Annotated in this window: 26 protein-coding genes and 3 pseudogenes; 14 read left to right on the top strand and 15 right to left on the bottom strand. The window is 69.5% G+C overall.

The window, feature by feature from the left end; translation table 11 throughout:
• Positions 1–8: 8 nt before the first annotated feature.
• The gene (locus tag IEY55_RS32230; protein ID WP_229686728.1) at positions 9–590 is read right to left on the bottom strand and encodes a DUF4158 domain-containing protein; all 582 of its coding nucleotides are present in this window, start codon (positions 588–590) and stop codon (positions 9–11) included.
• A gap of 449 nt (positions 591–1,039) precedes the next feature.
• Here IEY55_RS32230 and IEY55_RS24775 point away from each other — a divergent pair, with 449 nt between their 5' ends.
• The 3 genes from IEY55_RS24775 to IEY55_RS24765 all read left to right on the top strand — a co-directional run bounded on the left by IEY55_RS24775 (position 1,040) and on the right by IEY55_RS24765 (position 3,287).
• Positions 1,040–1,987 carry an NADP-dependent oxidoreductase gene (locus IEY55_RS24775; protein ID WP_189060946.1) on the top strand — a complete coding sequence of 316 codons (948 nt, stop codon included), beginning with the start codon at positions 1,040–1,042 and terminating at the stop codon, positions 1,985–1,987.
• Between the two features lie 165 nt (positions 1,988–2,152).
• Positions 2,153–2,401: a hypothetical protein gene (locus tag IEY55_RS24770; RefSeq protein ID WP_189060945.1), complete on the top strand. Its 249-nt coding sequence runs from the start codon at positions 2,153–2,155 to the stop codon at positions 2,399–2,401.
• Positions 2,402–2,441: 40 nt separating this feature from the next.
• A complete protein-coding gene (locus tag IEY55_RS24765) occupies positions 2,442–3,287 on the top strand; it encodes an aldo/keto reductase (protein ID WP_189060944.1) in 846 nt (281 codons plus the stop codon).
• 218 nt (positions 3,288–3,505) lie between these two features.
• Here the strand turns inward: IEY55_RS24765 and IEY55_RS32225 are convergent, their stop codons facing one another.
• Positions 3,506–3,718 carry a hypothetical protein gene (locus tag IEY55_RS32225; protein ID WP_229686727.1) on the bottom strand — a complete coding sequence of 71 codons (213 nt, stop codon included), beginning with the start codon at positions 3,716–3,718 and terminating at the stop codon, positions 3,506–3,508.
• Positions 3,719–3,934: 216 nt separating this feature from the next.
• A complete protein-coding gene (locus IEY55_RS24755) occupies positions 3,935–4,264 on the bottom strand; it encodes a hypothetical protein (RefSeq protein WP_189060943.1) in 330 nt (109 codons plus the stop codon).
• Positions 4,265–4,981: 717 nt separating this feature from the next.
• Between IEY55_RS24755 and IEY55_RS24750 the strand changes: the two genes are divergently transcribed.
• Positions 4,982–6,367, top strand: a complete 1,386-nt coding sequence (locus tag IEY55_RS24750) for an MFS transporter (protein ID WP_229686726.1) — start codon at positions 4,982–4,984, stop codon at positions 6,365–6,367.
• Positions 6,368–6,492: 125 nt separating this feature from the next.
• On the opposite strand, the pseudogene IEY55_RS24745 reads toward IEY55_RS24750, so the two are convergent.
• Positions 6,493–6,639 (bottom strand): annotated as a pseudogene (locus IEY55_RS24745) (IS3 family transposase); the annotation flags it as partial.
• On the opposite strand from IEY55_RS24745, the gene IEY55_RS24740 reads away from it, so the two are divergent.
• A complete protein-coding gene (locus tag IEY55_RS24740) occupies positions 6,627–7,352 on the top strand; it encodes a recombinase family protein (RefSeq protein ID WP_229686725.1) in 726 nt (241 codons plus the stop codon). The pseudogene IEY55_RS24745 and the gene IEY55_RS24740 overlap by 13 nt on opposite strands.
• A 369-nt stretch (positions 7,353–7,721) precedes the next feature.
• On the opposite strand, the gene IEY55_RS24735 is transcribed toward IEY55_RS24740, so the two are convergent.
• The gene (locus IEY55_RS24735; protein WP_189060941.1) at positions 7,722–8,054 is read right to left on the bottom strand and encodes a hypothetical protein; all 333 of its coding nucleotides are present in this window, start codon (positions 8,052–8,054) and stop codon (positions 7,722–7,724) included.
• A gap of 479 nt (positions 8,055–8,533) precedes the next feature.
• Complete coding sequence (locus tag IEY55_RS24730; protein ID WP_229686724.1) at positions 8,534–9,682, bottom strand: coiled-coil domain-containing protein; 1,149 nt, start codon at positions 9,680–9,682, stop codon at positions 8,534–8,536.
• A 225-nt stretch (positions 9,683–9,907) separates the two neighbouring features.
• On the opposite strand from IEY55_RS24730, the gene IEY55_RS24725 reads away from it, so the two are divergent.
• Complete coding sequence (locus tag IEY55_RS24725) at positions 9,908–11,140, top strand: site-specific integrase (RefSeq protein ID WP_189060940.1); 1,233 nt, start codon at positions 9,908–9,910, stop codon at positions 11,138–11,140.
• Between the two features lie 92 nt (positions 11,141–11,232).
• Here the strand turns inward: IEY55_RS24725 and bla are convergent, their stop codons facing one another.
• Positions 11,233–12,126, bottom strand: coding sequence for a class A beta-lactamase (gene bla, locus IEY55_RS24720; protein WP_189060939.1), 894 nt, complete (start codon positions 12,124–12,126; stop codon positions 11,233–11,235).
• A 173-nt stretch (positions 12,127–12,299) separates the two neighbouring features.
• Here bla and IEY55_RS24715 point away from each other — a divergent pair, with 173 nt between their 5' ends.
• Complete coding sequence (locus tag IEY55_RS24715; protein ID WP_229686723.1) at positions 12,300–12,845, top strand: DinB family protein; 546 nt, start codon at positions 12,300–12,302, stop codon at positions 12,843–12,845.
• A gap of 70 nt (positions 12,846–12,915) precedes the next feature.
• The gene (locus tag IEY55_RS24710) at positions 12,916–13,692 is read left to right on the top strand and encodes a TetR/AcrR family transcriptional regulator (RefSeq protein WP_189060938.1); all 777 of its coding nucleotides are present in this window, start codon (positions 12,916–12,918) and stop codon (positions 13,690–13,692) included.
• Here the strand turns inward: IEY55_RS24710 and IEY55_RS24705 are convergent.
• The gene (locus IEY55_RS24705; protein ID WP_189060937.1) at positions 13,689–14,156 is read right to left on the bottom strand and encodes an aromatic-ring hydroxylase C-terminal domain-containing protein; all 468 of its coding nucleotides are present in this window, start codon (positions 14,154–14,156) and stop codon (positions 13,689–13,691) included. The genes IEY55_RS24710 and IEY55_RS24705 overlap by 4 nt on opposite strands.
• 23 nt (positions 14,157–14,179) lie before the next feature.
• Here IEY55_RS24705 and IEY55_RS32825 point away from each other — a divergent pair.
• Positions 14,180–14,398, top strand: a pseudogene (locus IEY55_RS32825) (hypothetical protein); the annotation flags it as partial.
• Positions 14,399–14,789: 391 nt separating this feature from the next.
• Here IEY55_RS32825 and IEY55_RS24695 read toward each other — a convergent pair.
• The gene (locus IEY55_RS24695) at positions 14,790–16,244 is read right to left on the bottom strand and encodes a carotenoid oxygenase family protein (RefSeq protein ID WP_189060936.1); all 1,455 of its coding nucleotides are present in this window, start codon (positions 16,242–16,244) and stop codon (positions 14,790–14,792) included.
• 112 nt (positions 16,245–16,356) lie between these two features.
• Here IEY55_RS24695 and IEY55_RS24690 point away from each other — a divergent pair, with 112 nt between their 5' ends.
• Positions 16,357–17,991 (top strand): WHG domain-containing protein, encoded by a 1,635-nt coding sequence (locus IEY55_RS24690; protein ID WP_189060935.1) that lies wholly within the window; start codon positions 16,357–16,359, stop codon positions 17,989–17,991.
• On the opposite strand, the gene IEY55_RS24685 is transcribed toward IEY55_RS24690, so the two are convergent.
• From IEY55_RS24685 to IEY55_RS24665, 6 genes and pseudogenes are all read right to left on the bottom strand, one after another.
• A complete protein-coding gene (locus IEY55_RS24685) occupies positions 17,988–18,182 on the bottom strand; it encodes a hypothetical protein (RefSeq protein WP_189060934.1) in 195 nt (64 codons plus the stop codon). The genes IEY55_RS24690 and IEY55_RS24685 overlap by 4 nt on opposite strands.
• A gap of 32 nt (positions 18,183–18,214) precedes the next feature.
• Positions 18,215–18,319, bottom strand: a pseudogene (locus IEY55_RS32215) (MerR family DNA-binding transcriptional regulator); the annotation flags it as partial.
• Positions 18,320–18,388: 69 nt separating this feature from the next.
• Positions 18,389–18,745 (bottom strand): hypothetical protein, encoded by a 357-nt coding sequence (locus IEY55_RS24680; protein ID WP_189060933.1) that lies wholly within the window; start codon positions 18,743–18,745, stop codon positions 18,389–18,391.
• 142 nt (positions 18,746–18,887) lie between these two features.
• Positions 18,888–19,577, bottom strand: a complete 690-nt coding sequence (locus IEY55_RS24675; RefSeq protein ID WP_189060932.1) for a histidine phosphatase family protein — start codon at positions 19,575–19,577, stop codon at positions 18,888–18,890.
• A gap of 39 nt (positions 19,578–19,616) precedes the next feature.
• Entirely contained in the window at positions 19,617–20,447 is an 831-nt protein-coding gene (locus tag IEY55_RS24670; protein ID WP_189060931.1) for an undecaprenyl-diphosphate phosphatase, read from the bottom strand.
• A 156-nt stretch (positions 20,448–20,603) separates the two neighbouring features.
• A complete protein-coding gene (locus IEY55_RS24665; protein WP_189060930.1) occupies positions 20,604–21,653 on the bottom strand; it encodes an LLM class F420-dependent oxidoreductase in 1,050 nt (349 codons plus the stop codon).
• 127 nt (positions 21,654–21,780) lie between these two features.
• Here IEY55_RS24665 and IEY55_RS24660 point away from each other — a divergent pair, with 127 nt between their 5' ends.
• The 4 genes from IEY55_RS24660 (at position 21,781) to IEY55_RS24645 (ending at position 25,359) form a co-directional block, all read left to right on the top strand.
• Positions 21,781–22,752: an aldo/keto reductase gene (locus tag IEY55_RS24660; RefSeq protein WP_189060929.1), complete on the top strand. Its 972-nt coding sequence runs from the start codon at positions 21,781–21,783 to the stop codon at positions 22,750–22,752.
• Between the two features lie 278 nt (positions 22,753–23,030).
• Entirely contained in the window at positions 23,031–24,026 is a 996-nt protein-coding gene (locus IEY55_RS24655; protein ID WP_229686732.1) for a YncE family protein, read from the top strand.
• On the top strand, positions 24,023–24,238 hold the full coding sequence (locus IEY55_RS24650) for a DUF5703 family protein (RefSeq protein WP_189060927.1): 216 nt from the start codon (positions 24,023–24,025) through the stop codon (positions 24,236–24,238). The genes IEY55_RS24655 and IEY55_RS24650 overlap by 4 nt, the downstream gene beginning before the upstream one ends.
• Before the next feature lie 134 nt (positions 24,239–24,372).
• Complete coding sequence (locus IEY55_RS24645; RefSeq protein ID WP_189060926.1) at positions 24,373–25,359, top strand: malate dehydrogenase; 987 nt, start codon at positions 24,373–24,375, stop codon at positions 25,357–25,359.
• Positions 25,360–25,429 lie beyond the last annotated feature (70 nt).

Raw genomic sequence — 25,429 nt, 5'->3', positions numbered from 1 at the left:
CAGCTCCTTCACCAGCGCCCGCAGAGTGCGCTCCCCGCCAGGAACCACCGGATACACCGCCTCGCGCACCGTGTCGCCGGCCGGTCCAGCACCGCGGTGAGCATCTTCACGTAGATGGTCTTCTTGCCCGGCACCGAGGACAGCGACCCGATCAGCTCCTTTTCCACCCGCCGCTCCGCGCGCGCGTTGATCCGCCACACCAGGTCGATCAACAACCCCACCAGCGCGTCGATGATCTCGGCCTGCCGCACCCAGCACAGCGTCGCCAGCAGGGTGTAGCGCACCGGCTCCGGGCAGTCGGCGAAGTCCGACGGGTACATCCGCACCGCCGACGCGACCGCCCGCTCCACCTGGCCGAACGCCGGGGGCTCGACCTTCTCGCTGCGGCAGCGGCGCCGCACCGCAGCCGCCAGCCGGCCGCGGTCGGACTCCACCGGGCACACCTCGGTGGCCAGCCAGCCCGCCCACCGCGCCTCGTCGGCCTCCGTGGCTGGCCGGAACCCCAATGCCCGCCGGATCTGGGTGCGGTGATATTTCGCGATCCGGCTGGTGAACGAGTACTTCGCGAACAACGCCGCATCGACCTTCACCAGCTCGGCTACGAACTCGACCGCCTGGCCCGGGACCCTCCTCCGGGTAGCCCGGAAACCGTCCCTCGATCTCGAAGAACTTCAACAGCAGCGCGAACCCCTACCGGGTCGCCCTGGTCTTGTTGCCCACTAGCCGCCAGTCCTCATCCACCAGCGTCCAACGGCTGATCAGCTCCTCCGGCTCCCAATCCCGCTTCACCGGCCGGACGCTAGCCAGACCCCACCATCACCAGGTTCAGCGACCACGCCGCCTACTTTGCACCTGGCCGGAGCTGTAGGAGTCCCGGGCCGAGTACGGGAAACCGCAGGTCCGGCAATGTCTGGCCTCCTTCCCACCCCTTCGTGTGAGGTGTAACTCATGTAGTATCACTTTGCGCGTTTATATGTCACTCTTAGAGTGTCATATTTGTGGTGGCTCGTCGCGGGTCACGGTGGGCGCGGGAGAAACCATGCGAGCGGTCGGTTTCACGGAGTTCGGCGGGCCCGAAGTGATGCGGGTCCTGGAGTTGCCGCAGCCGCAGCCGGGTCCGGGTCAGGTGCGGATCAAGGTCGCTGCCGCCGCTGTCAACCCGGGGGATTTGAAGATTCGCTCCGGCGCCGCCCACCAGCGCTTTCCGGATGCGTTGCCGCTTTCCGATGTCTATGTGGTGGGACTGGACGCGGTTGGTGTGGTGGATGCGGTGGGTGAGGGTGTGCGGCCGAACCTGGCCGTGGGCACGGAGGTGATCGCGCTCCTGCCCCCACGCAAGACTGAAGGGGCGCAGGCCGAGTACGTCGTGGCGCCGGCGGAATCGGTGGTGCGCGCCCCCGCGGGCGCGGACTTGATCGCAGCGTCCACCCTGCTGATGAACGCGTTGACCGCCTGGATGGCCCTGGACACGCTGCACCTCGCGCCCGGCACGACGGTCGCGATCACCGGCGCGGCCGGTGCCGTCGGCGGCTATGCCGTCCAACTGGCCCGGGCCGACGGATTGTCGGTGATCGCCGACGCCGCCGACCGCGACCGCGACCTCGTGGCCGGCCTCGGCGCCGACCACATCGTGGCCCGCGGCACCGGGTTCGCCGACCACGTGCGCCAGCTCCGGCCGCACGGGGCCGACGGCGTGATCGACGCGGCTGGGCTCGACGATGCGGTCGCACCGGCTGTGCGGGACGGCGCAACCATCGTCTCCCTCGACGCACACAGCGGCACCACCGAACGGGGCGTGCGCTGGTCCTCCGTCATGGTCATGGATCGGTTCACCGACACCGCGACTCTCACCCGGCTACGCGACCAAGCCGAGTCCGGCGTGCTCAGCCTGCGGGTCGCCACAATGTTTCCTGCCGAACACGCCGCTGCGGCACACCGCTACCTCGCCGCCGGCGGCGTCCGTGGACGCCCCGTACTCACCTTCTAATGCCCGGGATATCACTTCGCTATCCGGATAGTCGGGCCGGGCACGCACGGCGCGGTCCGATCGTCGGTTGCTGATCCGGTTCGTCAGCCGGATACGAATATGTGGAGAACAGATATGCAGTCGTCAGCTGTACTTATTCGACCTCTCGCTCCCAGCGAAGCACTCATGGGTAGGACCGGTGCCTACGTCGGTTACTCCACCCGCGTCCGGGGGCGTCTGGATCTCACCGCCGTATCGGAGGCGTTCGGGGCCCTGCGACGGTCCTACCCGGTGCTGGCCAGCAGAATCACACACGACGCGACGGGGCAAGCCGTCATCGAAGAGGCCGAAAACCTCCTGCCCGTCGCCAGCCGGCACGACATGAGCCCGCAGGAGCAGGGAAGCGACGACCCGCTGTCCACTGTCTTGCGATGATCCTACTACGTGCTTTCGACATGATCGGAAGGTTTGTCCTATGACAAAATTCACTTACGACCTCGGCGGGGATTTGACCGTCAATCGCCTTGGGTTCGGCACCGTGCGCCTAACCGGCCCGGGATTTTGGGGGGACCCGCCGGACCGCACCGAAGCCATCCGCATCCTGCGTCGCGCCGTCGAGCTCGGCGTGGATCTCGTGGACACCTCGGACGCGTACGGACCGTACGTCGTCGAGGACCTCATCCGGGAGGCGCTGCATCCCTACGACCACGTGACGATCGCCACCAAGGGTGGCCTCGTGCGTCCCGGTCCGAACGAGTCGACACCGGTGGGCCGTCCCGAGTACCTCCGCCAGTGCGTTGCGATGAGCTTGCGCCGGCTCGGCCTCGAGCGCATCGACCTCTACCAACTCCACCGGATAGACCCGCAGGTTCCGCTGGAAGACCAGGTCGGTGTGCTGAAAGAGATGCGGGATGAAGGCAAGATCCGCCACATCGGGCTTTCCGAGGTGAGCGTCTCCGAGATCGAGCAGGCACGGAAGATCACCCCGATCGTGTCGGTGCAGAATCTCTACAACTTGACCAACCGGCAGCACGAGGAGGTTCTCGACCATTGCCAGCGGGAGGGCATCGGCTTCATCCCGTGGTTCCCGCTCGCCGTGGGCGACCTGGCCAAGCCGGGTGGGGCCGGTCCCCTTGACAAGATCGCAAAGGAGACCGGAGCGACGCCCTCCCAGCTCGCCCTGGCGTGGCTGTTGCGGCGCTCGCCGGTCATGCTGCCGATCCCGGGCACCACCTCGATGGCGCACCTCGAGGAAAACTGCCGCGCCACGGATGTCACCCTGACGGAGGACCAGTTCGCCGCGATCGCCTCCGCGATCTAGCTGTAGTAGCCCGCAGGTTGTTGACGCGGGTGATAGGTGGTTGGCTGCCCCCTTGTCGCTCAGCCCAGCTTGTCGGCGGGGTCGGGGCAATGCGCGGGCATCGGCGCGTGCTTGACGCCGTTGGCCTACGCCGGCCGCCGCCAAATTGATCTTGGATGACGGCCTTGCACTCCTGAGCGCGCTCAGGAGTGCAAGGCCCCGGGCCGCGTAACACCAGGTCATCCGTCGCGCATTCGACGACACACCGGGCCGACACGCCAGCACTTTGCACCCTGCCGGAGCCATAGGAGTACCGGGCCGATCCGCGCCGCGTAGTACCCGTAGCGTCGCCGCAACAACCCCGCCCGCCTGACCAGCCGGGCCAGCTCCGCGAAATCACCGCCGTGCCCGGCCCGGAGAGAACCCGCCGGGGAGACCCCGGTCGTCCCCATGATGATCACCACTCTCGGGAGGACTCTAAGGACCGTGCACGTCCGCAAACCGTCACGTCACCGTGGTACCCGGGCCAAGCCGCCGCTATCCGCCGCCGTGAACCTGACAGCGATACACGAGACAACATCAACCGCCCACACCAGGGAGCACGCAGCGTGCTCACCCTACGACCTTGTGTAGCCGCAAGGCGGCTGAGTCACCACGGGGAGAGCTGATCAGGTGCTGGCTGTGGCGAGTCGCTGCTTCCTGGTAGGCCATTTCTCGGCGATCTGCTGCTGGGCGACCGCCAGGTCCTCGAAGGCGCCACCGCTGTCACCCTGCTGCGCCAGGACCTCCGCGACACCGGCCAGCGCACCGGCCGCCCGCCCGGCAGCCTGGACCAGGACGACGGCGACGTTGCCCGGCAACTGCACGGACTCCCGGGTCTGGGGCCCGGCCTCCCGAGCTTGCCGCCAAGCGGCGTCGAGCTGGTCGAGAGCCTGAACGAGCTCCGTCCACACCACCAACTGGCCGGTGGTCTTCTCCCGCGTGTACTTGGACGCCATGGTGACGCTCCTGCCCCGGGGCCGGCCCAAACCGGCATCCGTGGTCCGCCGAGGACGACGTCGACACCGACGCCGACGTGCGAAACACCCTCGATAGCCCCAGCCTACGCGCCGGCCGGCGTTCGGGTGCTCAGCCCGCCCGCTGTCCCGAACGCCTACGCCGAACCTCACGGTCGAGGGACGCCTACCGGGGGACCAACAGAACCAGAACCGCCCACCGTCCCAGAGCAGTGAGCCCGCACCTCCAGCAGGTGGTCCCAGCACTCGTCCGTACAGCCCGACGCCCTGCTCCGCGGGCCACTGCCCCAGTCTCCGGGACCATCGTGGCCGGCCCGGAAACCCGTTCGCCTCAGTGGCGGGCGGACGATTATGATGGCCGGGTTCTTTCCCTGCCCTCTGTGGGCGTGTCCTTCGAGGTGATGACCTATATCCCAGGCCGAGTAGCCGTTCTTCCGGGGCTCTCTGCCCGCGGACCCCAGCCTGCGTTGACAGGCGGTTGGTGCTGTCCGCTGTGAAGACGGTGTTTTCGATGGCCTGGGCTCCGTGACATTCTCCTGTACGCAGTAGGCGTACACGGGTCTTGGCCTGCCCGTTTCCCTGCTGTTCAGAACAGGAACCCCCCTCTCCGTGTCTCGTGACCCCCGTAACGCCCCGCCCCGCTCGGGTGGTATCTCCACCGGACCGCTTTCGCGCCCTGGCAGCCGGATCATGCTGGCCGTGGTGCTGCTTGGCGAACTGATGGCCGTGTTGGACGCATCGGTGGTCGACACCGCCCTGCCCTCCATCCAGGCGAACACCGGTGCTCCAGCCGCCGGTCTGCAGTGGATCCAGGCCGCTTACGGGCTCGCGCTCGCTCTAGGGCTGATCACCGGCGGCCGCCTCGGTGACCGCTACGGCCGCAAACGGATCTTCCTGCTGGGCGCCGGCGTCTTCACCGCCGCCTCACTGCTGTGCAGCCTTGCCACCGGCCCCACCGCGCTGATCGCCGCCCGCGCGGCGCAAGGCGCCGGGGCAGCGGTAATGGTCCCGCAGATCCTGGCCACCGTGCATGTCACCTTCACCGGCAGCGCCCGCGCCAAGGCGTTCGGCCTGTACGGGGCCGTCATGTCGGTCGGTAGCGTCGCCGGGCCCGTCCTGGGCGGCGTCCTCACCCAGGCCGACCTGTTCGGCCTCGGCTGGCGTTCCATCTTCCTGATCAATGTCCCCCTCGGCATCGCCGCGGTCCTGCTCGGCCACAGGTATCTGACCGAGTCCCGTAACAGGCAAGCCCTGCGCCTCGACCCACTGGGCATGGTCCTCTCCGCGCTCGGGCTGCTGCTGATCGCCTACCCCCTCAGCGCGGGTGGCGCCCATCACTGGCCGTGGTGGACGTTCACGGCCATGGCCGCAGGTCTGGCCGTGCTGGTGGGCCTGGTCTTCCAGCAGCGGAGCAAGACCCGCAAGGACGGCTCCCCGCTGGTAGTGCTCTCCCTGTTCTCCGGGCGGCCCTTCTCCGGAGGGCTGACCGCCCAGCTTGTCCTCGGTCTGCTGTCCGGCCTGTTCTTCCTGTGCTGGACACTCTTCATGCAGCAGGGCCTGGGCCTGAGCCCGTCGCGGGCGGCGATCGGCTTCCTCCTCTTCACACTCGCCGAGATCGGCGGGGCCTGGCTGGCCATGTCGGCCGTCGCCCGGCACCAACGCCGCGCACCTCAGGCCGGCGCGCTGCTCGCTGTCTTGGCTCTGGCCGTGTTCCACCTGCTGGCCACCACATACGGCACCAACCTGTCGATGACAGCCATGGCCCTGCCGGCCCTGGCGCTGGGCCTTGGACTGGGCATGATCGGCGCTCCGCTCACCGACCTCACCCTGGGCCGCGTCGGTGACGCGCACGCCGGATCGGCCTCCGGACTGTTCAACACCGCCACCCACCTCGGCATCAGCCTGGGTGTCGTGCTCACTGGTGTGGTCTTCTTCTCCCACGACCCTGCCGCGACCGCCCGCGGCACCGACGTGGTCAACGCCTTCACTGCAACGCTTCCGTATGTGATCGGCGGCCTGCTGGCCATGTGGGCCCTGATGTTCTTCCTGCCCCGCCCGGCCATCCCACGCACCCATCGGTCCTGAACGCCCGGTTCGGGATGGGGACAAGGTGTGTCCCCATCCCGAGCTCTCACCAATGACCTGAACCGCTCCGGGTTCGGTGGAGGCTGTGGTCTGCCCTGGGTTTCGCGGAGTCGCGTTTCTGGATCTCATACCACGACGGTTGTGTTCTCGAACTCTATCGGGGTCAGCATGCCGAGGCTGCTGTGGCGGCGTTGCCGGTTGTGGAAGATCTCCAGGTACTCGAAGATCGCGTTGGCCAGCTCGATCCGGGTGCGCCAGCGTGCGCGACGAACTCACGGTGGCCGTTCCGGCCGAACGGGGGCCGGGCAAGAAGTGGACGCAGGAACCGGAGGTCGCCGCAGCAGCACCGGAGACGACCGGGGCGCCGATCCGGATCGGCTACGCCCGCTGCTCGACGGCCACCCAGGAGTTGCAGAGCCAGCTCGACGCGCTGGCGGCGGCGAAGTGCACGCGGGTGTTCTCCGAGAAGATCAGCACCCGCATCAAGATCCGCCCCGAGCTGGAGAAAGCGCTCACCCTCGCTCACGAGATCAAGACCGCCGCACCGGACCAGCCGGTCATCCTCACCGTGCATGAGATGAAACGCCTCGCCCGCAACGCCGCCGAGCTGATGACCCTCTCCGCGCAACTGCAAGGCGGCGGGGTGCAGCTGGAACTGCTCACCGGGCCACTGACCGGGACCTACGACCCGCACGGCATGGGCTCCATGCTCTTCGCCGTGCTCGCCGTTGCCGCCCAGCTCGACCGCGACTACATCCGCGACAAGACCCTCGAAGGCCAGCAAGCTGCCGCCGCCCGCGGCAACCACGGCGGCCGGCCCAAGGTGCTCGACGAGGACGACGTGCTCTTCGCCTGCGCACTGCGCGACAAGGGCACCCCGATGCCCGACATCGTCAAGAAGCTGACCATCAAGACCGGCAAGAACGCCGGCCAGCACCCCTCAGTCGCCTCGCTCTACCGTGCTCTCGCCGACAACGACGCCTGACCAGGCGCTGCCCGACCACTTGGCAGGTTTCTCCCGTATCCCGGCGGTCCCCCACCTGGAACCGCAACCGCGCCGCGGTCGGCTCCTGGCTGGCCTGGTGCACCCACAAACAACACTGGGCCGCGCCCGCCCTGCCAGGTTCGGCGGAGCGGCAGCGCGAGAACCACGACGACACCAAAGCCGTCTCCCGCTCCCGCATCGACCGGCTCTACCGACGCCGCGACGTGCCACTACGGGAGAAAACCTTGTGGCGGATGCTCTACGAATCCGCCAGCCGCGCCAGCGCCGTGCTCGCCCTGAACATCGAGGACCTGGACCTGCCCAACAAACAAGCCAAGATCACCGCCAAAGGCAGGGACGTCATGTGGATCACCCCGGGGCACCGACACCGCCCACCTGCTGCTGCGGCTCATCGCCGGCCGCGAACGCGGCCCCCTGTTCCTCTCCGAACCCCGACCCGGCCCCCACCGCCGCGCCACCACGGACCCGCGCGACATCTGCCCGGAAACCCAGCGTGTCCGCCTCGGATACGACCGCGCCCGCATCCTGCTCGCCCACTACGGCAACGGACTGCGGCTGTACCAGCTCCGCTATTCCTCGGCCACCCACCTCGGCGAGGCCAACGTCATCATGGCCAAGACCGGACACAAGAGCCTGCGCTCGGTGCAGCGCTACGTCAAACCCGGCCTCGCCGCCGTCCACCAAGCCACCGAGACCCTGTCCAGCCCCGCCGCCGGGGATAGACGCGGTATCGCCGCTGGTCAGCCATATCCGCCCAAAATTTCCCGGGTACTACGGCAACCCCTGCTGCTCAGACCGCACCCGAGCACCCGCCCAACCCCGCTCATCGGCCGTCGGCGCGAACGCCTCCGTAAACTCCCGCGCCGAGGTCACCCGCTTGAACCGCGGATACGCGGTCCGATCGATCGACGCCACCACACGTCCCAGAACCGATCAACACAGACCCGCGCACCCGAGCCACCCAACCCCCACACCACCACCCCAGCGGCCCCCGGACCTCAACACAAACCAGCCCCACCACCTGCGAAAACACCCGCCCACGGCAGGTTCGAGCCGTATCCCGATCGGCTCCCTCGTATGTCGTCAACTGTCGTTTTCCGTGGGGGAGCTTCGGGGGCTTCCGACCGATCCGGCCGGAAGCCCCCGAAGTGCTGTGCCCCTCAGTTGAGTGACGGCGGCTGTGTGGTGGGCGGTGGGGGCTGTTGGCTCCGCAGTCGTTCCAGCTCGGCGAGTAGACGGTCGAGTTCCTGCTCCGCCCGCTCGGCCCGGGCCAGGGTCTGGGCGCGGGCCTCATCCAGGGCGGCGATGCGTTCGGCTGCGGTCTGCCGTGCCTCTGCGACCGCGGCGGCGGCCGCGTCCCGTTGCGCGGTGATCTCGCGGCGGGCCTCGGCCAGCTCGGTGCTGGTCGTGCGGCGCAGGTCGGACAGCTCCTGGCGGGCTTGCCCCAACTCTGCGCGGGCGCGGTCGAGTTCGGTACGGGCGTCGTTTGCGGTGTGCTCGGCCTGCCGCGCCGTCATCTCCGCACGCTCGGCACGGCGGATCGCCTCGTCCCGCTCCACCTGGGCCGCGCTGACCTCCTTGGCCGCGGTACGCCGGGCCTGCTCGACTTGGGTGACCGCGTCGTCCTGGGCGCGCTGCACCTGCGTCGCGGCTTCACGCCGGGCGGCCTGCACGGCGACTTCTGCCTCGTTGCGGGCGGTGGCGGCCTCGTCCTGGGCCTGGCGCACGGCGCGCTCCGCCGCGGCGACGGCGGCATCGCGCGCCTCGAATGCCATGACGGCGTCTCGCTCGGCGGCCTCCGCCGCCGAGGCTGCGTCGGCCGCGGCTTCCTCGGCACCTCGGCGGGCGGTCTCGGCATCGCGGCGCTTGTGCTCGGCGGCCACCGCCTGGGCCTCGGCATCGGCGATCCGGCGGGCGGCCTCGGCCTGGACCGCCTGCACCTGGGTCTCCGCCGCGCTGGGATCGGCCAGGGTCGACAGTTCCCCCACGGCCGCGTTCAGGGTCTGCTCCAGTTGTCCGGCCAGCACACGGAACTGGTCGAGAAGCTCGTCGGCCCGGACCCGGGCCGCAGTGACCGGACCCTCCATTTTCGTCACCGTGACAGAACTTGACGAAGTCTCGGTATCACCCTGTTGGCGCTTCTGACGTTCCCGCCAGGCCCGCCACCGGGTGTGTTCCGGCAGGTCGCAGTACTCCGGTGGCCGCCCGGGCCGGGTCGTCCGCATCACGGGGCGGGTACAGCCGGGGAAGTTGCAGGTTGCCGTCCGGCCGCCGGCAGCGGCCTCCTCCGTGATCTCCTCGCTCGACATGGGCCAAAATCGTAGCGGTTGTTACGTCGCAAATGACGTAACAACCCAACCTAATCCCCGCTTCGTGTCGCTGTGATCACCCGGCGTGATATGCCTGTCTGGGCTCCGATAAGTGAACCTTATCGGAGCCCAGACGGTAGGGTTCCGTGTGCGACGGTCGCTTTATATTCGTTTAGTTACGTCAATACCAACGAAACTAAATGGTGACGAAAGTGAGGGAAAGGCATGGACGGTGTCGGAGGCACGACTCAAGCTCGTGCGCGCGAGCTGCCGGAACCGGTACGGGCAGAGCTGGACCGCCGCTCCGGCAGCGTGCTGATCGACACCGAACACCTCGCCGCCGTGCGGCGTCGCTTCGACGACGAGCAGGCCACCGCGCTGGGCCGCTACCTCCAGGCGTCCCAGTCCCCCAATACCCTGCGTGCCTATCGCGCGGACTGGATCGCCTGGTCCGCCTGGTGCACGGCCGAAGGCCGCCAGGCGCTCCCCGCCGACCCTCTCGATGTCGCGGTGTACCTGGCCGCGGCGGCCGAACAACGCCGGCAGACCCGGGATGGTGTGCGATGGGCGTACAGTCCGGCGACCCTGGAACGCAAGGCCGCCGCCATCGCCGCCGTCCACGCCGCACACGGGCTCCCCTCCCCCACCCGCACCGACGTGGTCCGGCTGACCCTGCGTGGCATCCGGCGAACCCGCAGGGCACGACCCCAGCGCAAGCGACCCGTGCTGCTGCACACGCTGGAAGCGCTGCTGGCCGAACGCCCCGCAGCGGGCTGGCCCGGTGAACCGGCCCGCCGCCGCGACGCGCTCCTGCTGCTCATGGGCTTCGCCGGGGCACTTCGCCGCGGTGAGCTGGCGGCGCTGACCCTCGATGATGTCGAGGTCCAGGTCGATCCCGGCACGGCGGAGCCGGTGCTGTTGGTGGATCTGGCCATCACCAAGACCGACCCCAGTGGCGTGCGGCAGCAGCGTGTGGTGTTGCCGCGTGGTGCCCGCCCGCGCACCTGTGCGGTCTGTGCGTTCGCCTCCTGGACCGAGCTGCTCGAGCTGCACGCCACCCACGGGGCCGGTCAACTCCGTACGCAGCTGGCCGGCGGTTCCCGCAAAGAGCAGGATGTCCACCGCTGCCACGACTTCACCGGCACCTGGCTCGCCGATGGTCAGGGGCGCGCCCTGTTCCCCGCCATCAGCCGCCACGGTGGGATCGGCACCATCGCCATGTCCGACCGAGCTGTGGCCAAGCTCGTCAAGCGCTACGCACAGCGGGCAGGCCTGGACCCGGACCTGTTCGGCGGGCACTCCCTGCGCGCGGGGTTCGCCACGCAGGCCGCGCTCGGCGGCGCCAGCGACCGGGAGATCATGCGGCAGGGACGGTGGAGCAACCCCCGCACGGTGCACCGCTACATCCGCATCGCCAACCCGCTCGACGACAACGCGGTCACCAAGCTCGGTCTCTAGGCGTGCTCAGCCGGGCATGCGTCCGGGTGCGACTCTCCCGCCGGCACACCACGGGAGAGTCGCACCCGGAGTCAGATTCGTGGCGGTATTCGTCAGACGAGAGCTGCTGCCAACAGTGCGGCAGTCTTGGCAATCAGCGGTTCGTCCTTCGGGGCGTCGGCCTTGCCTTTGGTGGTCAGGACGGCCAACACGACCGGGGTACCCTCCGGAGTCCAGGCGATGCCCACATCGTTGGCGGTGCCGTAGTCACCGGAACCGGTCTTGTCCCCCAGCTTCCAGTCCTCGGGAAGTCCTGCGCGGAAACGCGCCCCGCTGGTCGTATTGGCGAGTAGCCACGCGGTCAGCTGCGTCCGGTCCCGCGGCGTGAGCGCATCTCCGATGGCGAGCTGGGCGTAGGTCTGCCCGATCGCGTGGGGACTGGTGGTGTCGGTGACACGCCACGGTTCGGCGGTGTTCAGCTCGGGCTCCCACCGGTCCAGCCGGGTCGTACGGTCCCCGATCGAACGGCAGAAACGGGTGACCGCCTTGGGGCCGCCCAGCTCACGGAGCATGAGGTTCGCCGCGGTGTTGTCGCTGTAGGCGATGGCGGCGGCGCACAGCTCCCCGACGGTCATGCCGTTGGCGAGATGCTCGGGCCTGCCGGTGATCGGGGCGTAGCCGGAATCCTTCACATCCTTGTCGGCGTAGTGGATGCGTTTGGCGAGAAACTCGCCATCCCGGTGGTCACGCAGGATGGCCGCCGCGGCCACCGTCTTGAACACCGAGCACATCGGAAAGCGCTCGTGCGCGCGGTACTGCACGCACCTGCCCGTGGCGATGTTCCGCGCGAACACACCGAGTCGAGCCGAATGCTCCTGCTCGAGGTCGCGCAGTGCCCGGGAGACCTGGCCTTTACCAGGCGACGCCACCGCGATCGGCGCAGCAATCGACGCCGTCGTGGCCAGTGCCGTCCCCGCACCGAGAACCAGCATCGCCCGGCGGCTCATACGCGTTCCCCAGGTCCCCACGAAGAGCTCCTCCTGCTCGTGACCAGCATTTTAACGACAAGACGTCCCAACACCCCCACTGGTTCGCAGTGTCAGGAATAATTTTTGTGTGTTGCTGGTGCGGGAAAGCCGGATCTGCGCTGCATCGTGGGTGGAACTTGGGGGATGGAAACGTGACGAAGGACAAGATCGATTTGGCGGCGTTACCGGCTGCCGCCAGGCAGGTCGTCGAGGCGGCAACCGCTGGGGAGCAACCGACCCTGGAGGCGTTCCTCGACTTCTACCGTGACGCGGTCAAACGCAAGGCCGTCGGTCTCTCCGAAGCGGATGTCTGTCGCCGGCTGGTGCCGTCGATGACGACGCTGGCCGGGCTCGTCAAGCATCTGCGCTGGGTGGAGGTGAACTGGTTCCAGCGGGTCTTGGCCCAGATCCCCGACGACCAGCTCGGCCCGCTCCCCTTCCGGGAGGACGACCCGGACGCCACCATGCGCCTCGAGCCGGGCGAGACGCTGTCGGCATTGCTCGACGAGTACGACCGGCAGTGCGCGATATCGCGGTCGATCACCGCCGAACACGATCCGGACACGATCGTGCCCCACCCCGAGTTGGGTGAGGTGTCACTGCGCTGGATCTATGTCCACATGATCGAGGAGACCGCGCGACACGCCGGGCACGCGGACATTCTCCGGGAGCAGATCGACGGCGCGGTCGGTGTGTAGGACGTGCACGGCATGACACCCTCGCTCCTAGCCGTACTGAATACGGTACGCCTGCTACCGTGTCGGGCCGATGGCCATGCATCACAGCGGGAGCGGAGACCCGGCACGCAGTCTGGCCCTGTTGTGGCGGACGAGTGAGCGCCCGGGCCGCAAGGGCAAGGCCGACCTGACCGTGGACCGCATTGTCCGGGCCGCGATGGAGGTCGCCGACACCGACGGGGTGGCAGCGCTGTCCATGCGCCGGGTCGCCGAGCGGCTCGGAGTCGGCACGATGTCGCTGTACACCTATGTCCCCGGCAAGGCCGAGCTGATTGATGTCATGCTTGACGCCGCCTACGGCGAGCTGCCCCTGTCCGGAGAGCTCGCGGGTGGGTGGCGAGAGCGGTTGGAGTTCATTGCCCGCCAGAACTGGGCGCTCTACCACCGGCACCCGTGGATGCTGCAGGTCGGGCGAACTCGTCCCCCGTTGGGGCCGAACGGGATGGCCAAGTACGACTACGAGCTGCGGGCCGTAGCGGGCATCGGCCTGACCGACTTGGAGATGGACTCCGTCATCACCCTGGTCGTGCACTACGTGGAGGCCGCGGCCCGCGGCTCCGTCGAGGCGGCGCAGGCCGAACAGCACACCGGGATGACCGACGAACAGTGGTGGCAGGCACAAGCGCCCCTGCTGGAGAAGCTCGTGGACTTCGGTCGGTATCCGGTGGCCAGCCGGGTGGGCACCGCTGTCGGAGTCACGTTCAACAGTCCCTACGCACCCGAACACAACTTCGAGTTCGGGCTGCAGCGCGTGCTCGACGGGATCGCATCGTTTCTCCAGACACGCGCTGAAAAGCCCGCCGACTAACGCCGCGCGGCAGTCGGCTCGGGGATGCCGAACCAGCGCTGGACGGCTGCCCGGAGCGCCTCCAACTCCGCGGAACTCGGCTGTGGCGAGGCCGAGGCCCAGGCCACGCAGCTGTCCGGTCGCAGTAGGACTGCGGTGAACGGCGGCGCCGGGTCCTGGCCATGTGCAGTGATGGTGTCGAACTGGCTGTCCCCCTGCGGGAGTGCTTCGGCGACCGCGGCGTCCGGGGTGAGATCCAGGAGTAGGGGCCGTGCGGTGCGGGTCGGCCCTGGACTCCCGAAGCTGCGGCCAGGGGTCAGGTAGGTCCGTTGTAGCTGCTCAGCGATGGTGAGTTCTGGTAGTTGGGATGTTCGCTGTGTGGTTCTCGTTGCCGCTCGGTCGGGGTACGCGGCGGTGCTGTCGATGTGTCTGTTGTGGACGGTGTGTGCATGGTTGTGGTGGTCGTGGGTCGCGGGTGGCGTCACGGTAGGGGGTTGGTCACTCGTTCGTGCCGTTGGTGTGGGGGCTACCGTCCGCGGCCGTGAGGCAGGTGTGGGGACCGGACGAGCTGATCGAGTCGTGGACGCTGGTGGGGGCGGACTGGCGGTTGATTGGCAACAAGGCGGGTGCGACCCGGTTGGGGTTCGCGGTGTTGCTGAAGTTCTACGAGATCGAGGCCCGGTTCCCGGCGTACCCGGAGGAGGTGCCGGGCGCGGCGGTGGACTACCTGGCCGGCTTGGTGAAGGTCGAGCCGGAGGCGTTCGCGAAGTACTCGTGGACGGACCGGGCAGATCAAACGCCACCGCGCCCAGATCCGGGAGGCGTTCGGTACTCGCCCGCCGACCGAGGACGACGAGCAACGCTGGGCGGTGCTCAAAGGATCCCGCGCGGTGGCCACCCGCTACGACAAACGCGACTACGTCTACCTGGGCACCATCGATGCGGCCGCGGTTGCGATCTGGCTACGCGACCTGATCCATCCACCATGATCTACCGGACACGGCCTAGTCCGAGCGGATAGTCATGGTGGCACGTGAGATCACGAGGCGGCACGCGCACTGCTTCGGCGCCTGTGGGATCTGTCAGACCAGCGGTTGTGGCGCGCGGGTCTGCCATGCTTATCCGGCATTGGGGATCCAGTTGCCGTGAAATCCGTTCGGGACCCTGGTGGGCAGGTGCACGGCGGCAACGGTTTCGAGGTTGGCCGCGTCGAGGATCATCAAGTCGCTGCGAGATTCGGCCTTGTCGTAGACGAATCCCATGAGGACGCCGTCGTCCTCGGCGGCGTCGAGGGCGTTGGGCTCGAAGACGAACTCGCCGGCCTCCTTGCCCCGCCCGAAATCCCGTCTGGTGGTTTTGTGGCCCCGCAGGTCGTGTTTGAGCAGGGCGGAGCCCGGCTCGCCTTCGATGCCGAGTTCGGGCGTGTAGCCGTAGCGATGCCGACGGCCGACGAGGCGCTCGTCGACCTGGGGGAACTCCTGTGGCCGGTCGTCGAGCCGTTCTTCGCGCACCTTTCCGGCGTTGAGGTCCACGGTCCAGCGGTCCAGGGTGGGCGCTGCGTCGCCGGGCCCGCGCAGGTCGGTGTCGAAAGTGCTGGCGTGGCGCACGATGTCGAGCACGATGCTCTGGCCGTCGTCGTAGGCGTTCATGGGGTGGAACACGTAGCAGGGTTCGACCTCGAACCAACGCACGTCAGCGTTGCCGCCTTCGCGCGGCATGACCCCGATCCGTGCGGGGTAGCGCGGGTTCCACCGGTAGGGGAGGCCGGCGTTGGCGGTGAGGCTGCCTATGGCCATCGCGGCGATCGGGTCGGGTATCCGGACCTTGCCGATGATCGCCGAGAGCACCAGTTGCGCTGGGGCGCGCAGCAGCGGTGGCACGACGGCCTGGACGGCCTGGCGGGTGTCGAAGGTGACGGGCAGGTCGTAGAACACGACGTGATTCTCGGTCAGCGAGAAGTTGTGCATCATGGGCGAGCCGGTGACCTTGATGTCGACGGTGCGCCTGCACCGGCCGTCGACGCCGATGACCGAGTACCGCACGGTGTTGCCGCGGCCGAAGAAGTAGGAGACGGCATGCAGCTCGCCGGTATCGGGGTCACGCTGGGGGTGCGCGGTGTAGCCGCCGGGCAGGGTGCCGTCGAAGTCGCAGGGGCCGACGGTGTCCAGCGTGTCGGTCAGCTCGTAGCTGGCCGCTCCGCCCTCGACCAGGGCCAGGGTGCGGCCTGCGTGCCCGACGATGTTGGTGTTGGCTCCCACCACCTCAAACCCCGCCCGGTGTGGCCGACCGTTGCGTCGAGGCTCCCCCAGCGCTGCCAGTGCGTTCGGTGAGCGCACCCACCGGTTGCGGTACCACTCCGCGCGGCCCTCGCGCAGCCGGACGCCGTGCACCATCCCGTCGCCCATGAACCAGTTGTAGGTGGCCGGGTCCACCTCGCCGATCGGGTTGGGGCCGTTGCGCAGGTAGCGCCCGTCCAGGTGGTCCGGGATCGAGCCGGTGACCGCCAGCTCGGTGACGGTCCGTTCCTCCGCAACGGGGGCGAAATTGTCTTCCAGGTAGATGTTGCTGCTCATGACCAGGCTCCGTCCTTGCCGACCTTGCTCCTATAACACTGTTATAGAAAACGGTAACACTGTTATGAGAGGCGGGCAAGTGGCGAGCACCACAGCAGAGAACGATGAAGGCATGCGGGGCAGGCTCGTCGAAGCCGCAGTACGGCTGCTCGCCGAACAGGGCCCGGCAGCGGTGCAGGCCCGCAGGCTTGCCCAGCAGGTCGGCGCGTCAACGATGGCGGTCTACCACTACTTCGGCGGCATGCCCCAGTTGCTCGGGGCAGTGATCGAGGAAGGGTTCCGCCGACTCGATACCCGTCTCACCGCGGTGCCGGTCACCGACGACCCGGTCACCAACCTCGGCCGGTTGGCGTTGGCCTACCGCGCCGCAGCCCGAAAAAACCCGCACCTCTACGACCTGATGTTCGGTCTCTCCTCACCGGGAGGACACCGGCCGGAGGATGCCCCCTCCGCCACCAGCGAGCAGAGCGTGTCCCAGCGCGCCTACGGACATCTCGTGGACGCCTCCGAGCGCGCCATCCGCGCAGGCCGGATTCGAAACCAGGATCCCGCGCATGTCGCCGCGCAGCTCTGGAGCACGCTGCACGGCTACGTCACCCTCGAACTGGCCGGGCACCCGCGTAGCCGTCCTCGACGACACCGGCCGGGAGGCCGACGCCTACACCGTCGCCGCGCAATGACCGAGGCGCCCGGCTCGCGGTCCGGCACCGCGCGGCACCTGCGCCCGGTACCCGACGAGGCCGCCACGTCCACGCCGGGCGGGGTGGCCATGGCGGAGGCGCTGGCCTCGTTCCTGTCCCACCTGGCCAGCCGCCGAGGCCGCTCGGGCCGGATCACCTCGCCGGAGACGCTGCGCTCCTACACCTCCGCGCTGCCCAAGGCCTTCGCCGGGATCGACCACCTCGCCGCCCTGGACGGCGGCGGCCGCGACCGGCTGCACGCCAACATCCACACCGCCTGGGGCAGCGCGCAGCCCTCGACGTTCAACGCCAAGCGCGCCGCCGTGGCCTCGGCCCTGGCCTACTTCGCCGCCCAGGACTGGATCACCGATGCCGCCGCGGTGCTGGCCGGGCTGGACCGCCAGCCACAACCCAAACCCACCGACGAGAAGGTCCGGACCCGCGAGGCGATCGACCGGCTCATCGCCGACAAGCGCCATCCCCTGGAGGACCGGACGCTGTGGGCGATGCTGTATGCCACCGCCGCCCGCGCCGAGGAGGTCCTGCGGCTCAACATCGAGAACCTGGACCGGGCCAACCGGCGGGCACACACGATCCGCAAGGGCGGCAAGCAAGACCAACTCCTCTACGACGGGCGCACCGCGCGGATGCTCGGCCAGCTCCTCGGACGCCGCCGCACCGGCCCGATCTTCCTGTCCACCCGCACCGCCCCGGACGGCACCGCGCGCACCGGCACCTTCGACCCAGCCAGCAGGCGGCTGCGGATGACCTACCGCACCGCCGAACGCCACATCGGCACCGCCACCGGCGGCTGGGACCTGCACGACCTCCGCCACTCCCGCCTCACCCACGCAGGCGAGGACGGCGCCACCGAGGCCGACCTCATGAACCTGTCCGGACATGAGGACCGCCGTACCCTCCAGCGCTACCTCAACCCCAGCAAAGAAGGCACCCACCAACGCCTCGACGACATCGACAACCGCCGCCATACCTGGACACCCGGTGCGGACGAACTCACCGACCGCCTCGCCCGCGCCAGCAGCCAAACCACCAGGTCAGCGCACTAGCAGGTAGCTACCTGACCCCTGGCCGTAGCTTCGGGAGTCCAGGGCCGGGTCAGCTCGGCCAGCCGAACCGTTCCGGTCGGAGTCTGCAGCACCATGTCCGGCGCATACCGGCCCACCCACGGATGCGCCTCCTGACCGCCCAGCTCGTAGCGGATGTCGGCGCCCGCGACGAGGTCGGCGAGGCGCCCCACAGTGCGGGGATCACGCAGCAGCTCAGCGAACAGCTCGCGCGTCCGCTCGGGCTGAGCAGCCCGATCTCGTCGTCGTGGTGCATCGTGCGTACCGTGATGCCGGCGAAGCCAGCCACCTGGCCGACCGTGTAGCCCATGCCCGTCTCCCTCCCCCGCTCACGCGTTCCCGCACATGGTGCGGTGGGGAGAAGCGCTCCGGGGTCGCTTCACCACTCCGAAGCGGGTCGAAGGGTGTCCGGACCCGGGTTGTCGAGCACCACGGTGGTGCCGTACTCGGGGTTGTTCGGGTCGGTGATGCAGACACGGATGCGGGTCGCGCTGGCCTCGACGAGCTGGCAGTCGTACCAGCACCGGTCGTTCGGGTCCCGGTACTGCCAGGTCCCGGTCAGCGCGACGAGTCCACGCCGCTGCACGACGGCCGTGGCGGCCTCACGGGTGTCGGTGCCGCCCAGGGCGTAGCCGAAGACGGTCAGGGGCTGCCATCGGTGCCCGCCAGCCGGACGGACGTAACCGAGCAAGGCTCCGTCCTCCTGGCGGCGGACCTCCACTGGTGCGGTGTTCATGGTCGCCACTGTGCTGCCTCACGTCGGGTGAGGGTCAACCGAATAAGCAGGTGGACCGCACGTCAAAGAGTTCGGTCTCCTGCCGAGCGATCGGTCACTCGGAGCCTGCCACCTCGCTGACCGGTGGGAGTGCGAGCAGGGCTCAGCTGGTGCCGGTGGACCCACCCACGACGGCGTCGGAGGAGGATGCGCCTTCGGCTGGTTTGGCCACCAAACCCGTGAGGTCGCCGGTGTCGTTGATCCGCAGCACGAAGGGCCGGGTGTCGGTGTAGCGGATGACGCTGACCGAGCAGGGGTCGACGACGATGCGTTGGAAGGCGTCGAGGTGGACGCCGAGTGCGTCGGCGAGGACGGACTTGATCACGTCGCCGTGGCTGCAGGCCATCCACAGGGCCTCGGCCCCGTGCTGCTCGGTGATGCGTGCGTCGTGGTCGCGGATCGCGGCGACCGCCCGGGCCTGCATCTGGGCCAGTCCTTCCCCGCCGGGGAACACCGCGGCCGCGGGGTGCAGCTGCACCACCTTCCACAGTGGTTCCCCGAGCAGCTCGCACAGCTCCCGCCCGGTCCACTGCCCGTAGTCGACCTCGGCCAGCCCGGGCTCGACCACCGGCTCCAGGCTGTGCGCGGCCGCCAGCGGCGCCACCGTCTGGTGGCAGCGTTCCAGCGGGGAGCACACCACCTCGGCCAGCGGGACGGCGGCGAGCCGGGTGGCCAGGGCGGTGGCTTGCCGCTCCCCGGTCTCGTCGAGCCCCACCCCGGGCGAGCGGCCGGCGAGCACCCCCGAACCGTTGGCGGTGGACCTGGCGTGCCGGAGCAGGATGACGGTGGCCACATCCGGAGCCTAACCGCCCGGGGGTGGGCGACACCGGTCTCAGGTGGCGGTGAGCACGCCCGCCGACAACAGGCCCATCACGCCGAAGCCGATCAGCAGCCGGTACCAGACGAAGATGTAGACGCTGTGCTTGGCGACCCAGTTGAGCAGCCAGGCGATCGTGGCGTAGCCGATGGCGAAGGCGATGACGGTGGCCACGACCATCTGCGCCACGCTGGGCTGGGGACCGGTGCCGCGGTCGAAGACGTCGGGGACGCTGAAGATCCCGGAGGCGAACACCGCGGGGATGGCCAGCAGGAACGAGTAGCGGGCTGCGGTGTAGCGGTCCAGGCCGATGGCCAGGCCGGCGGTGATGGTGCCGCCGGAGCGGGATACCCCGGGGATGAGGGCCATGGCCTGGGCGAAGCCCATCACCACGCCGTCACGCAGGGTCATGTGCTCCACGGTGCGACGCTGCGGGCCGAACCGCTCGGCCGCGGCCAGGAAGAGCGCGAAGACCACGAGCATGGTGGCGACCAGCCACAGGTTGCGGGCCGAGCTGCGGATCTCGTCCTTGAACAGCAGGCCGAGGATGCCGATGGGCAGCGTGCCGATCACCACGTACCAGGCGAGCCGGTAGTCCAGGGTCTGCCGGGTGGGTGGGTCGACCAAGCCGCGGAACCAGGTGGTGAGCAGCCGCCCGATGTCCTTGGCGAAGTAGATGAGCACGGCCAGCTCGGTGCCGAGCTGGGTCACGGCGGTGAAGGAGGCGCCGGCGTCGGAGTCGAAGAACAGCTGGGAGACGATGCGCAGGTGGCCGGAGGAGGAGATGGGGAGGAACTCGGTCAGTCCCTGGACGATTCCCAGGACGATGGCCTGCAACCAGGACACGCGCCAACTCCTTCAGGAGGTTCAGCGGTGGGTGGGAGCGGCCCCCCGCCGTCGCGGACGGCCGCCCGAATCCTGCAGGACCGCGTCCTACCGGCCGCCACCGACCCCCCATCCGGGTGGCGCACGTCAACCGTGAGGCTACCCTGCGTGGTCTGCCTACTCGGCCAGCCCGGCGAGCTCGTAGGCCTCCACCGCGGTCCGGAGCGCGACCGTGCCCTGCTCGACGTCCTGCAGCATGGGCGAGAGGGTGAGGGTGGTCACGCCGGCATCGGCGAAGGCGCGCATCCGCTCGGCGATGCGTTCCTTGGGCCCGAGCAGCGAGGTGGCGTCGAGGAACTCCAGCGGGACCGCGGCGGCCGCGCCGAGGTAGTCCTTGGCCAGGAATTTGTCCTGGATTTCCTGGGCCTGCTCGCCGTAGCCCATGCGGGTGGCCAGGGCGTTGTAAAAGTTCTTCTGTCGGCTGCCCATGCCGCCGATGTAGAGCGCGGCGTAGGCGCGCACGGTGTCGGCGCAGGTTTTCCAGTCGTCGCCGACGACGATCGGCACCGTGGGCACGATGTCGAAGCCCTCCAGGTCCTTGCCAACCTTGGCGCGGCCGGCGCGGAGTGCCTGCCGGGTGTCCCCGGCGTGGTCGGGCGAGAAGAACAACACCAGTGCACCGTCGGCGATCTCGCCGGTCTGCTCCAGATTCTTCGGACCGATCGCGGCGATGTAGATCGGGATGTGCTCACGCACCGGGTGCACGGTGAGCTTGATGGGCTTGCCGGGTCCGTCCGGCAGCGGCAGCGTCCAGTGGGTGCCCTGGTGAGTCAGGCGTTCCCGCGACAGCGCCTTGCGGATGATCTCGACGTACTCGCGCGTGCGGGCGAGCGGCTTGTCGAAGCGGACGCCGTACCAGCCCTCCGAGACCTGGGGGCCGGAGACGCCCAGCCCGAGGCGGAACCGCCCGCCGGAGAGGGTGTCGAGGGTGGCCGCGGTCATCGCGGTCATGGCGGGGGTGCGGGCCGGGATCTGGAAGATCGCCGAGCCCACGTCGATCCGCTCGGTGTGCGCGGCGATCCAGGACAGGATGGTCGCCGCGTCCGAGCCGTAGGCCTCGGCCACCCACACCACGGCGTAGCCGAGGCGGTCGGCCTCCTTGGCCAGCTCGAGGTTGTCGGCGTCGTTACCGGCGCCCCAGTAGCTCAGGTTCAGCCCAAGTCGCACACGCCGAACCTTACCCGCCGGTAACATCTGACGGGCGGGCAGAGTCAGCTGGGTCACACTGTCGGGGTCGCGTGTCACCCGGCCAGGAAGGCCCCGGCGGGGGCGTGCCCTTCTAGGCTCGCCGACCGTGGAACAGCGACAGCTCGGCCGCAGCGGCCTCCGGGTCTCCCGGATGGCGCTGGGCACCATGACCTGGGGTCGCGACACCGAGTCCGAGGAGGCGGCGAGCCAGCTCGTCGCGTTCGTCGACGCCGGCGGCACCCTGGTCGACACCGCCGACGTCTACTGCGATGGAGAGAGCGAACGCATCCTCGGCGGCCTGCTCGACGACGTCGTCCCCCGCGAAGACGTCGTGGTGGCCACCAAGGGGGTGGCCCGCCGCCACGACGGTCCCTTCGGCGGCGGCGCCTCCCGGGGTGCCCTGCTCGCCGCGCTGGAGGGGTCCCTGCGCCGGCTGCGGCTGGACCACGTCGACCTGTGGCAGCTGCACGCCTGGGACCCCGCTGTCCCCCTGGAGGAGACCCTCACCGCCGTCGACCACGCCATCGCCACCGGCAAGGTCCGCTACGTCGGGGTCTCCAACTACTCCGGCTGGCAGCTGGCCACCGCCGCCACGCTGCGCCGGGACGGCCCCGCCCAGCTGGTCTGCACCCAGGTCGAGTACTCCCTGCTGGAACGCGGTATCGAACGCGAGGTGGTGCCGGCCGCCGCCCATCACGGCATCGGCCTGCTGCCCTGGGCGCCGTTGGGCCGGGGCGTGCTCACCGGCAAGTACCGCAGCGGCACGCCCGCCGACTCGCGCGGCGCCTCCCCCCATTTCGCGCCCTACGTCGAGCACCACCGCACGGAGCGAGCCGCCCGCATCGTGCAGGCCGTGGTCACCGCCGCCGACGGTCTGGGAACCTCGCCGCTGGCGGTCGCCCTGGCCTGGGTCCGCGACCGCCCCGGCGTGATCGCCCCCGTCGTTGGTGCCCGGGACACCGGACAGCTGACCGGGTCGCTGGCCGCTGAGGACCTCACCCTCCCGCCGGAGATCCGCTCCGCCCTCGACGACGTCAGCTCGGTGGAGTTCGGCTATCCGGAGCGTCCCCTGCGTTAGCCGAAACACCGCGCCCGCGGCCGGACCTGATCTCCGACGGCATCGACCTTACCGACAGAAGAGGTGGCTGTAGCACGGTTTTCCGCGTGTGTCCGCGCGCCGCGCCGACCCGGCCGAGATGAAACGGCGGGACCGCCCGGTCGGACGGCGCTGCTGCGCCACCCGGGTCCCCATGCGTGACCTCGTTGGTTCGGTCAGGGATGCTGGTAGGAACGTCCACCGCCGGGCGGGGGTCCCGGCGGGCCATCGTCGTCACGGGAGGTCACGTTTTGCGTCGGGTGCTCGCGGTCCTGGTCACCGGGGCCGCCGTGCTGAGCGGGTGCACGTCCGGATCCGGCCAGGCCGGTGACTCCCTCCAGGTCGCCGAGAGCCTGGTGGCCGCCACGCCCGCCGCTCCCCCCGCGAACGCCACCCCGGCCGGCACGGTCACGCCGCTCGCGCGCAAGGCCACCGCCATGGTCCTCGACCCCGAAACCCGGACCCTGGCCGTCGCCGTGACCCAGCCCGACGAGCTCCTGCTGTTCAACGAAGAGGACCTCGCCGCCGCACCCCGACCGGTTCCGCTTCCCGGAACGGTCGAGCAGCTCAGCCTCGCCGCCCCCGGCGGTCCCCTGCTTGCCCCGGTGCCCTCGGCCGACCAGCTGGTGCGGATCGCCCTGCCCGACGCCGCGGTGGAGACCGTGCGCGTGCCCGGCCGGCCGGTCGGCGCCGTGGCCGTCGGCGACCGCACCGTCGTGGCCACCCCCGGCGACCAGACCATCACAGTCCTGCGCGGCAGCCGCGAGGACCGGCGTATCGGCCGGTTCGAGGGCGCTGCCGTGCTCTTCCCGCTGGGGGCCCGCACCGCCGTGCTCGACCGCCTGCACACCTCGGTCACCCCGGTCGACCTGGACACCGGAGAGCCCGGCGCCGGGCTGCGCGCCGGGGACGGCGCCAGCAACGCCGTCGTCGACCGCTTCGGCCGCGCCTTCGTGGTCGACACCCGCGGCGGCGAGCTGCTGGCCTTCTCCGGCGATCCACTGCTGATGCGGTTGCGGTACCCCCTGCCCGGTGCCCCCTGGGGCATCGCCTACGACGGCACGCGCGACCTACTGTGGGTCACGCTGACCGAACGCAATGAACTGGTCGGGTACGACGTCTCCGGCGCAGAACCCGTCGAGCGGCATCGCTTCCCCACCGTCCACCAGCCCAACTCCGTCGCGGTGGACCCGGGAAGCGGCCGCGTGATGGTCGCGTCGGCAGACGGCGGAGGGGTTCAGGTGGTGCAACCGTGAACGACGGGTTGGTGGTCGACGGGGATTGGGAGTACCAGCCGCTGCGGCTGCCGCCGGGGGTATCGCGCCTGACGGCGGCGACGCAGCTGGCGGTACACGCGGAGTTCGCCGGCTGGGAGCTCTCCCGGGTGCTGCTCTACTCCGACGGCACCCGCAAAGTGTGGCTGCGCCGGCGGCGCACCGCGACCTGTGTCCCCGGTCTGATCACCTGAGGCATCCCCGTCGAGCACGGCGGAGCCGGTGCGCGGCCCCGCCGTTCGCGGTGTGCCCAGAGCCACCACGGCGCCGGTACCACCGGCGGATAGCATCCGGCTGACAAGGTCGTCTCGAGATCAGGTAAGAGGTTATGACCACAACTCCCGTCACCGTCACGGTCACCGGTGCCGCCGGCCAGATCGGCTACGCGTTGTTGTTCCGCATCGCCTCCGGCCAGCTGCTCGGCCCGGACACCCCGGTCAGGCTCCGCCTGCTGGAGATCCCCCAGGCGGTGAAGGCGGCCGAGGGCACCGCCATGGAGCTGGCGGACTGCGCGTTCCCGCTGCTTGCGGGTATCGACATCACCGACGATCTCAAGACGGCGTTCGACGGCACCAACGTCGCCCTGCTGGTGGGCGCCAGGCCCCGCACCAAGGGCATGGAGCGCGGCGACCTGCTGGAGGCCAACGGCGGCATCTTCAAGCCGCAGGGCCGGGCCATCAACGACCACGCCGCCGACGACGTCCGCGTCCTGGTCGTGGGCAATCCCGCTAACACCAACGCGCTCATCGCCCAGCGCAACGCCCCCGACGTGCCGGCCGAGCGGTTCACCGCGATGACCCGCCTGGACCACAACCGCGCCCTGTCGCAGCTGGCCGAGAAGCTCGACGTCCCGGTCACCGCGATCAAGAAGATGACGATCTGGGGCAACCACTCCGCCACCCAGTACCCCGACCTGTACCACACCGAGGTCAACGGCAAGATCGCCGCCGAGCAGGTCGAGGAGTCCTGGCTGAGGGAGACCTTCATCCCGACCGTGGCCAAGCGCGGCGCCGCCATCATCGAGGCCCGCGGTGCCTCCTCGGCCGCCTCCGCCGCCAACGCGGCCATCGACCACGTCCGCACCTGGGTGGACGGGACCCCCGAGGGCGACTGGACCTCGGCGGCGGTGGTCTCCGACGGCTCCTACGGCGTGCCCGAGGGCCTGATCTCGTCCTTCCCGGTGGTCGCCCGTGGCGGCGGCTTCGAGATCGTGCAGGGCCTGCAGATCGACGCCTTCTCCCGCGAGCGCATCGACACCTCGGTCAACGAGCTGGTCGAGGAGCGCGACGCCATCCAGAAGCTCGGCCTGGTCTGAAGCCACCGGTCCGAGCCACGGACGCGCGCGGCCCGGCCCCTGTTCGGGGCCGGGCCGCTGCCGTGTTCGC

The sequence above is a fragment of the Longimycelium tulufanense genome (assembly GCF_014645795.1).
Taxonomy (GTDB): Bacteria; Actinomycetota; Actinomycetes; order Mycobacteriales; family Pseudonocardiaceae; genus Longimycelium; species Longimycelium tulufanense.
This window is presented reverse-complemented; position numbering and strand designations above follow the sequence as displayed.

Bases quoted from the DNA above. Each gene is read 5' to 3' on its own strand.
- IEY55_RS24765 (WP_189060944.1), top strand. From the start codon at position 2,442: ATGACAAAATTCACTTACGACCTCGGCGGGGATTTGACCGTCAATCGC.
- IEY55_RS24725 (WP_189060940.1), top strand. From the start codon at position 9,908: ATGGACGGTGTCGGAGGCACGACTCAAGCTCGTGCGCGCGAGCTGCCG.
- IEY55_RS24680 (WP_189060933.1), bottom strand. From the start codon at position 18,745: ATGAACACCGCACCAGTGGAGGTCCGCCGCCAGGAGGACGGAGCCTTG.
- IEY55_RS24730 (WP_229686724.1), bottom strand. From the start codon at position 9,682: ATGTCGAGCGAGGAGATCACGGAGGAGGCCGCTGCCGGCGGCCGGACG.
- IEY55_RS24690 (WP_189060935.1), top strand. From the start codon at position 16,357: ATGCGGGGCAGGCTCGTCGAAGCCGCAGTACGGCTGCTCGCCGAACAG.
- IEY55_RS24645 (WP_189060926.1), top strand. From the start codon at position 24,373: ATGACCACAACTCCCGTCACCGTCACGGTCACCGGTGCCGCCGGCCAG.
- IEY55_RS24775 (WP_189060946.1), top strand. From the start codon at position 1,040: ATGCGAGCGGTCGGTTTCACGGAGTTCGGCGGGCCCGAAGTGATGCGG.
- IEY55_RS32225 (WP_229686727.1), bottom strand. From the start codon at position 3,718: ATGGGGACGACCGGGGTCTCCCCGGCGGGTTCTCTCCGGGCCGGGCAC.
- IEY55_RS24755 (WP_189060943.1), bottom strand. From the start codon at position 4,264: ATGGCGTCCAAGTACACGCGGGAGAAGACCACCGGCCAGTTGGTGGTG.
- IEY55_RS24695 (WP_189060936.1), bottom strand. From the start codon at position 16,244: ATGAGCAGCAACATCTACCTGGAAGACAATTTCGCCCCCGTTGCGGAG.
- IEY55_RS24770 (WP_189060945.1), top strand. From the start codon at position 2,153: ATGGGTAGGACCGGTGCCTACGTCGGTTACTCCACCCGCGTCCGGGGG.
- bla (WP_189060939.1), bottom strand. From the start codon at position 12,126: ATGAGCCGCCGGGCGATGCTGGTTCTCGGTGCGGGGACGGCACTGGCC.
- IEY55_RS24710 (WP_189060938.1), top strand. From the start codon at position 12,916: ATGGCCATGCATCACAGCGGGAGCGGAGACCCGGCACGCAGTCTGGCC.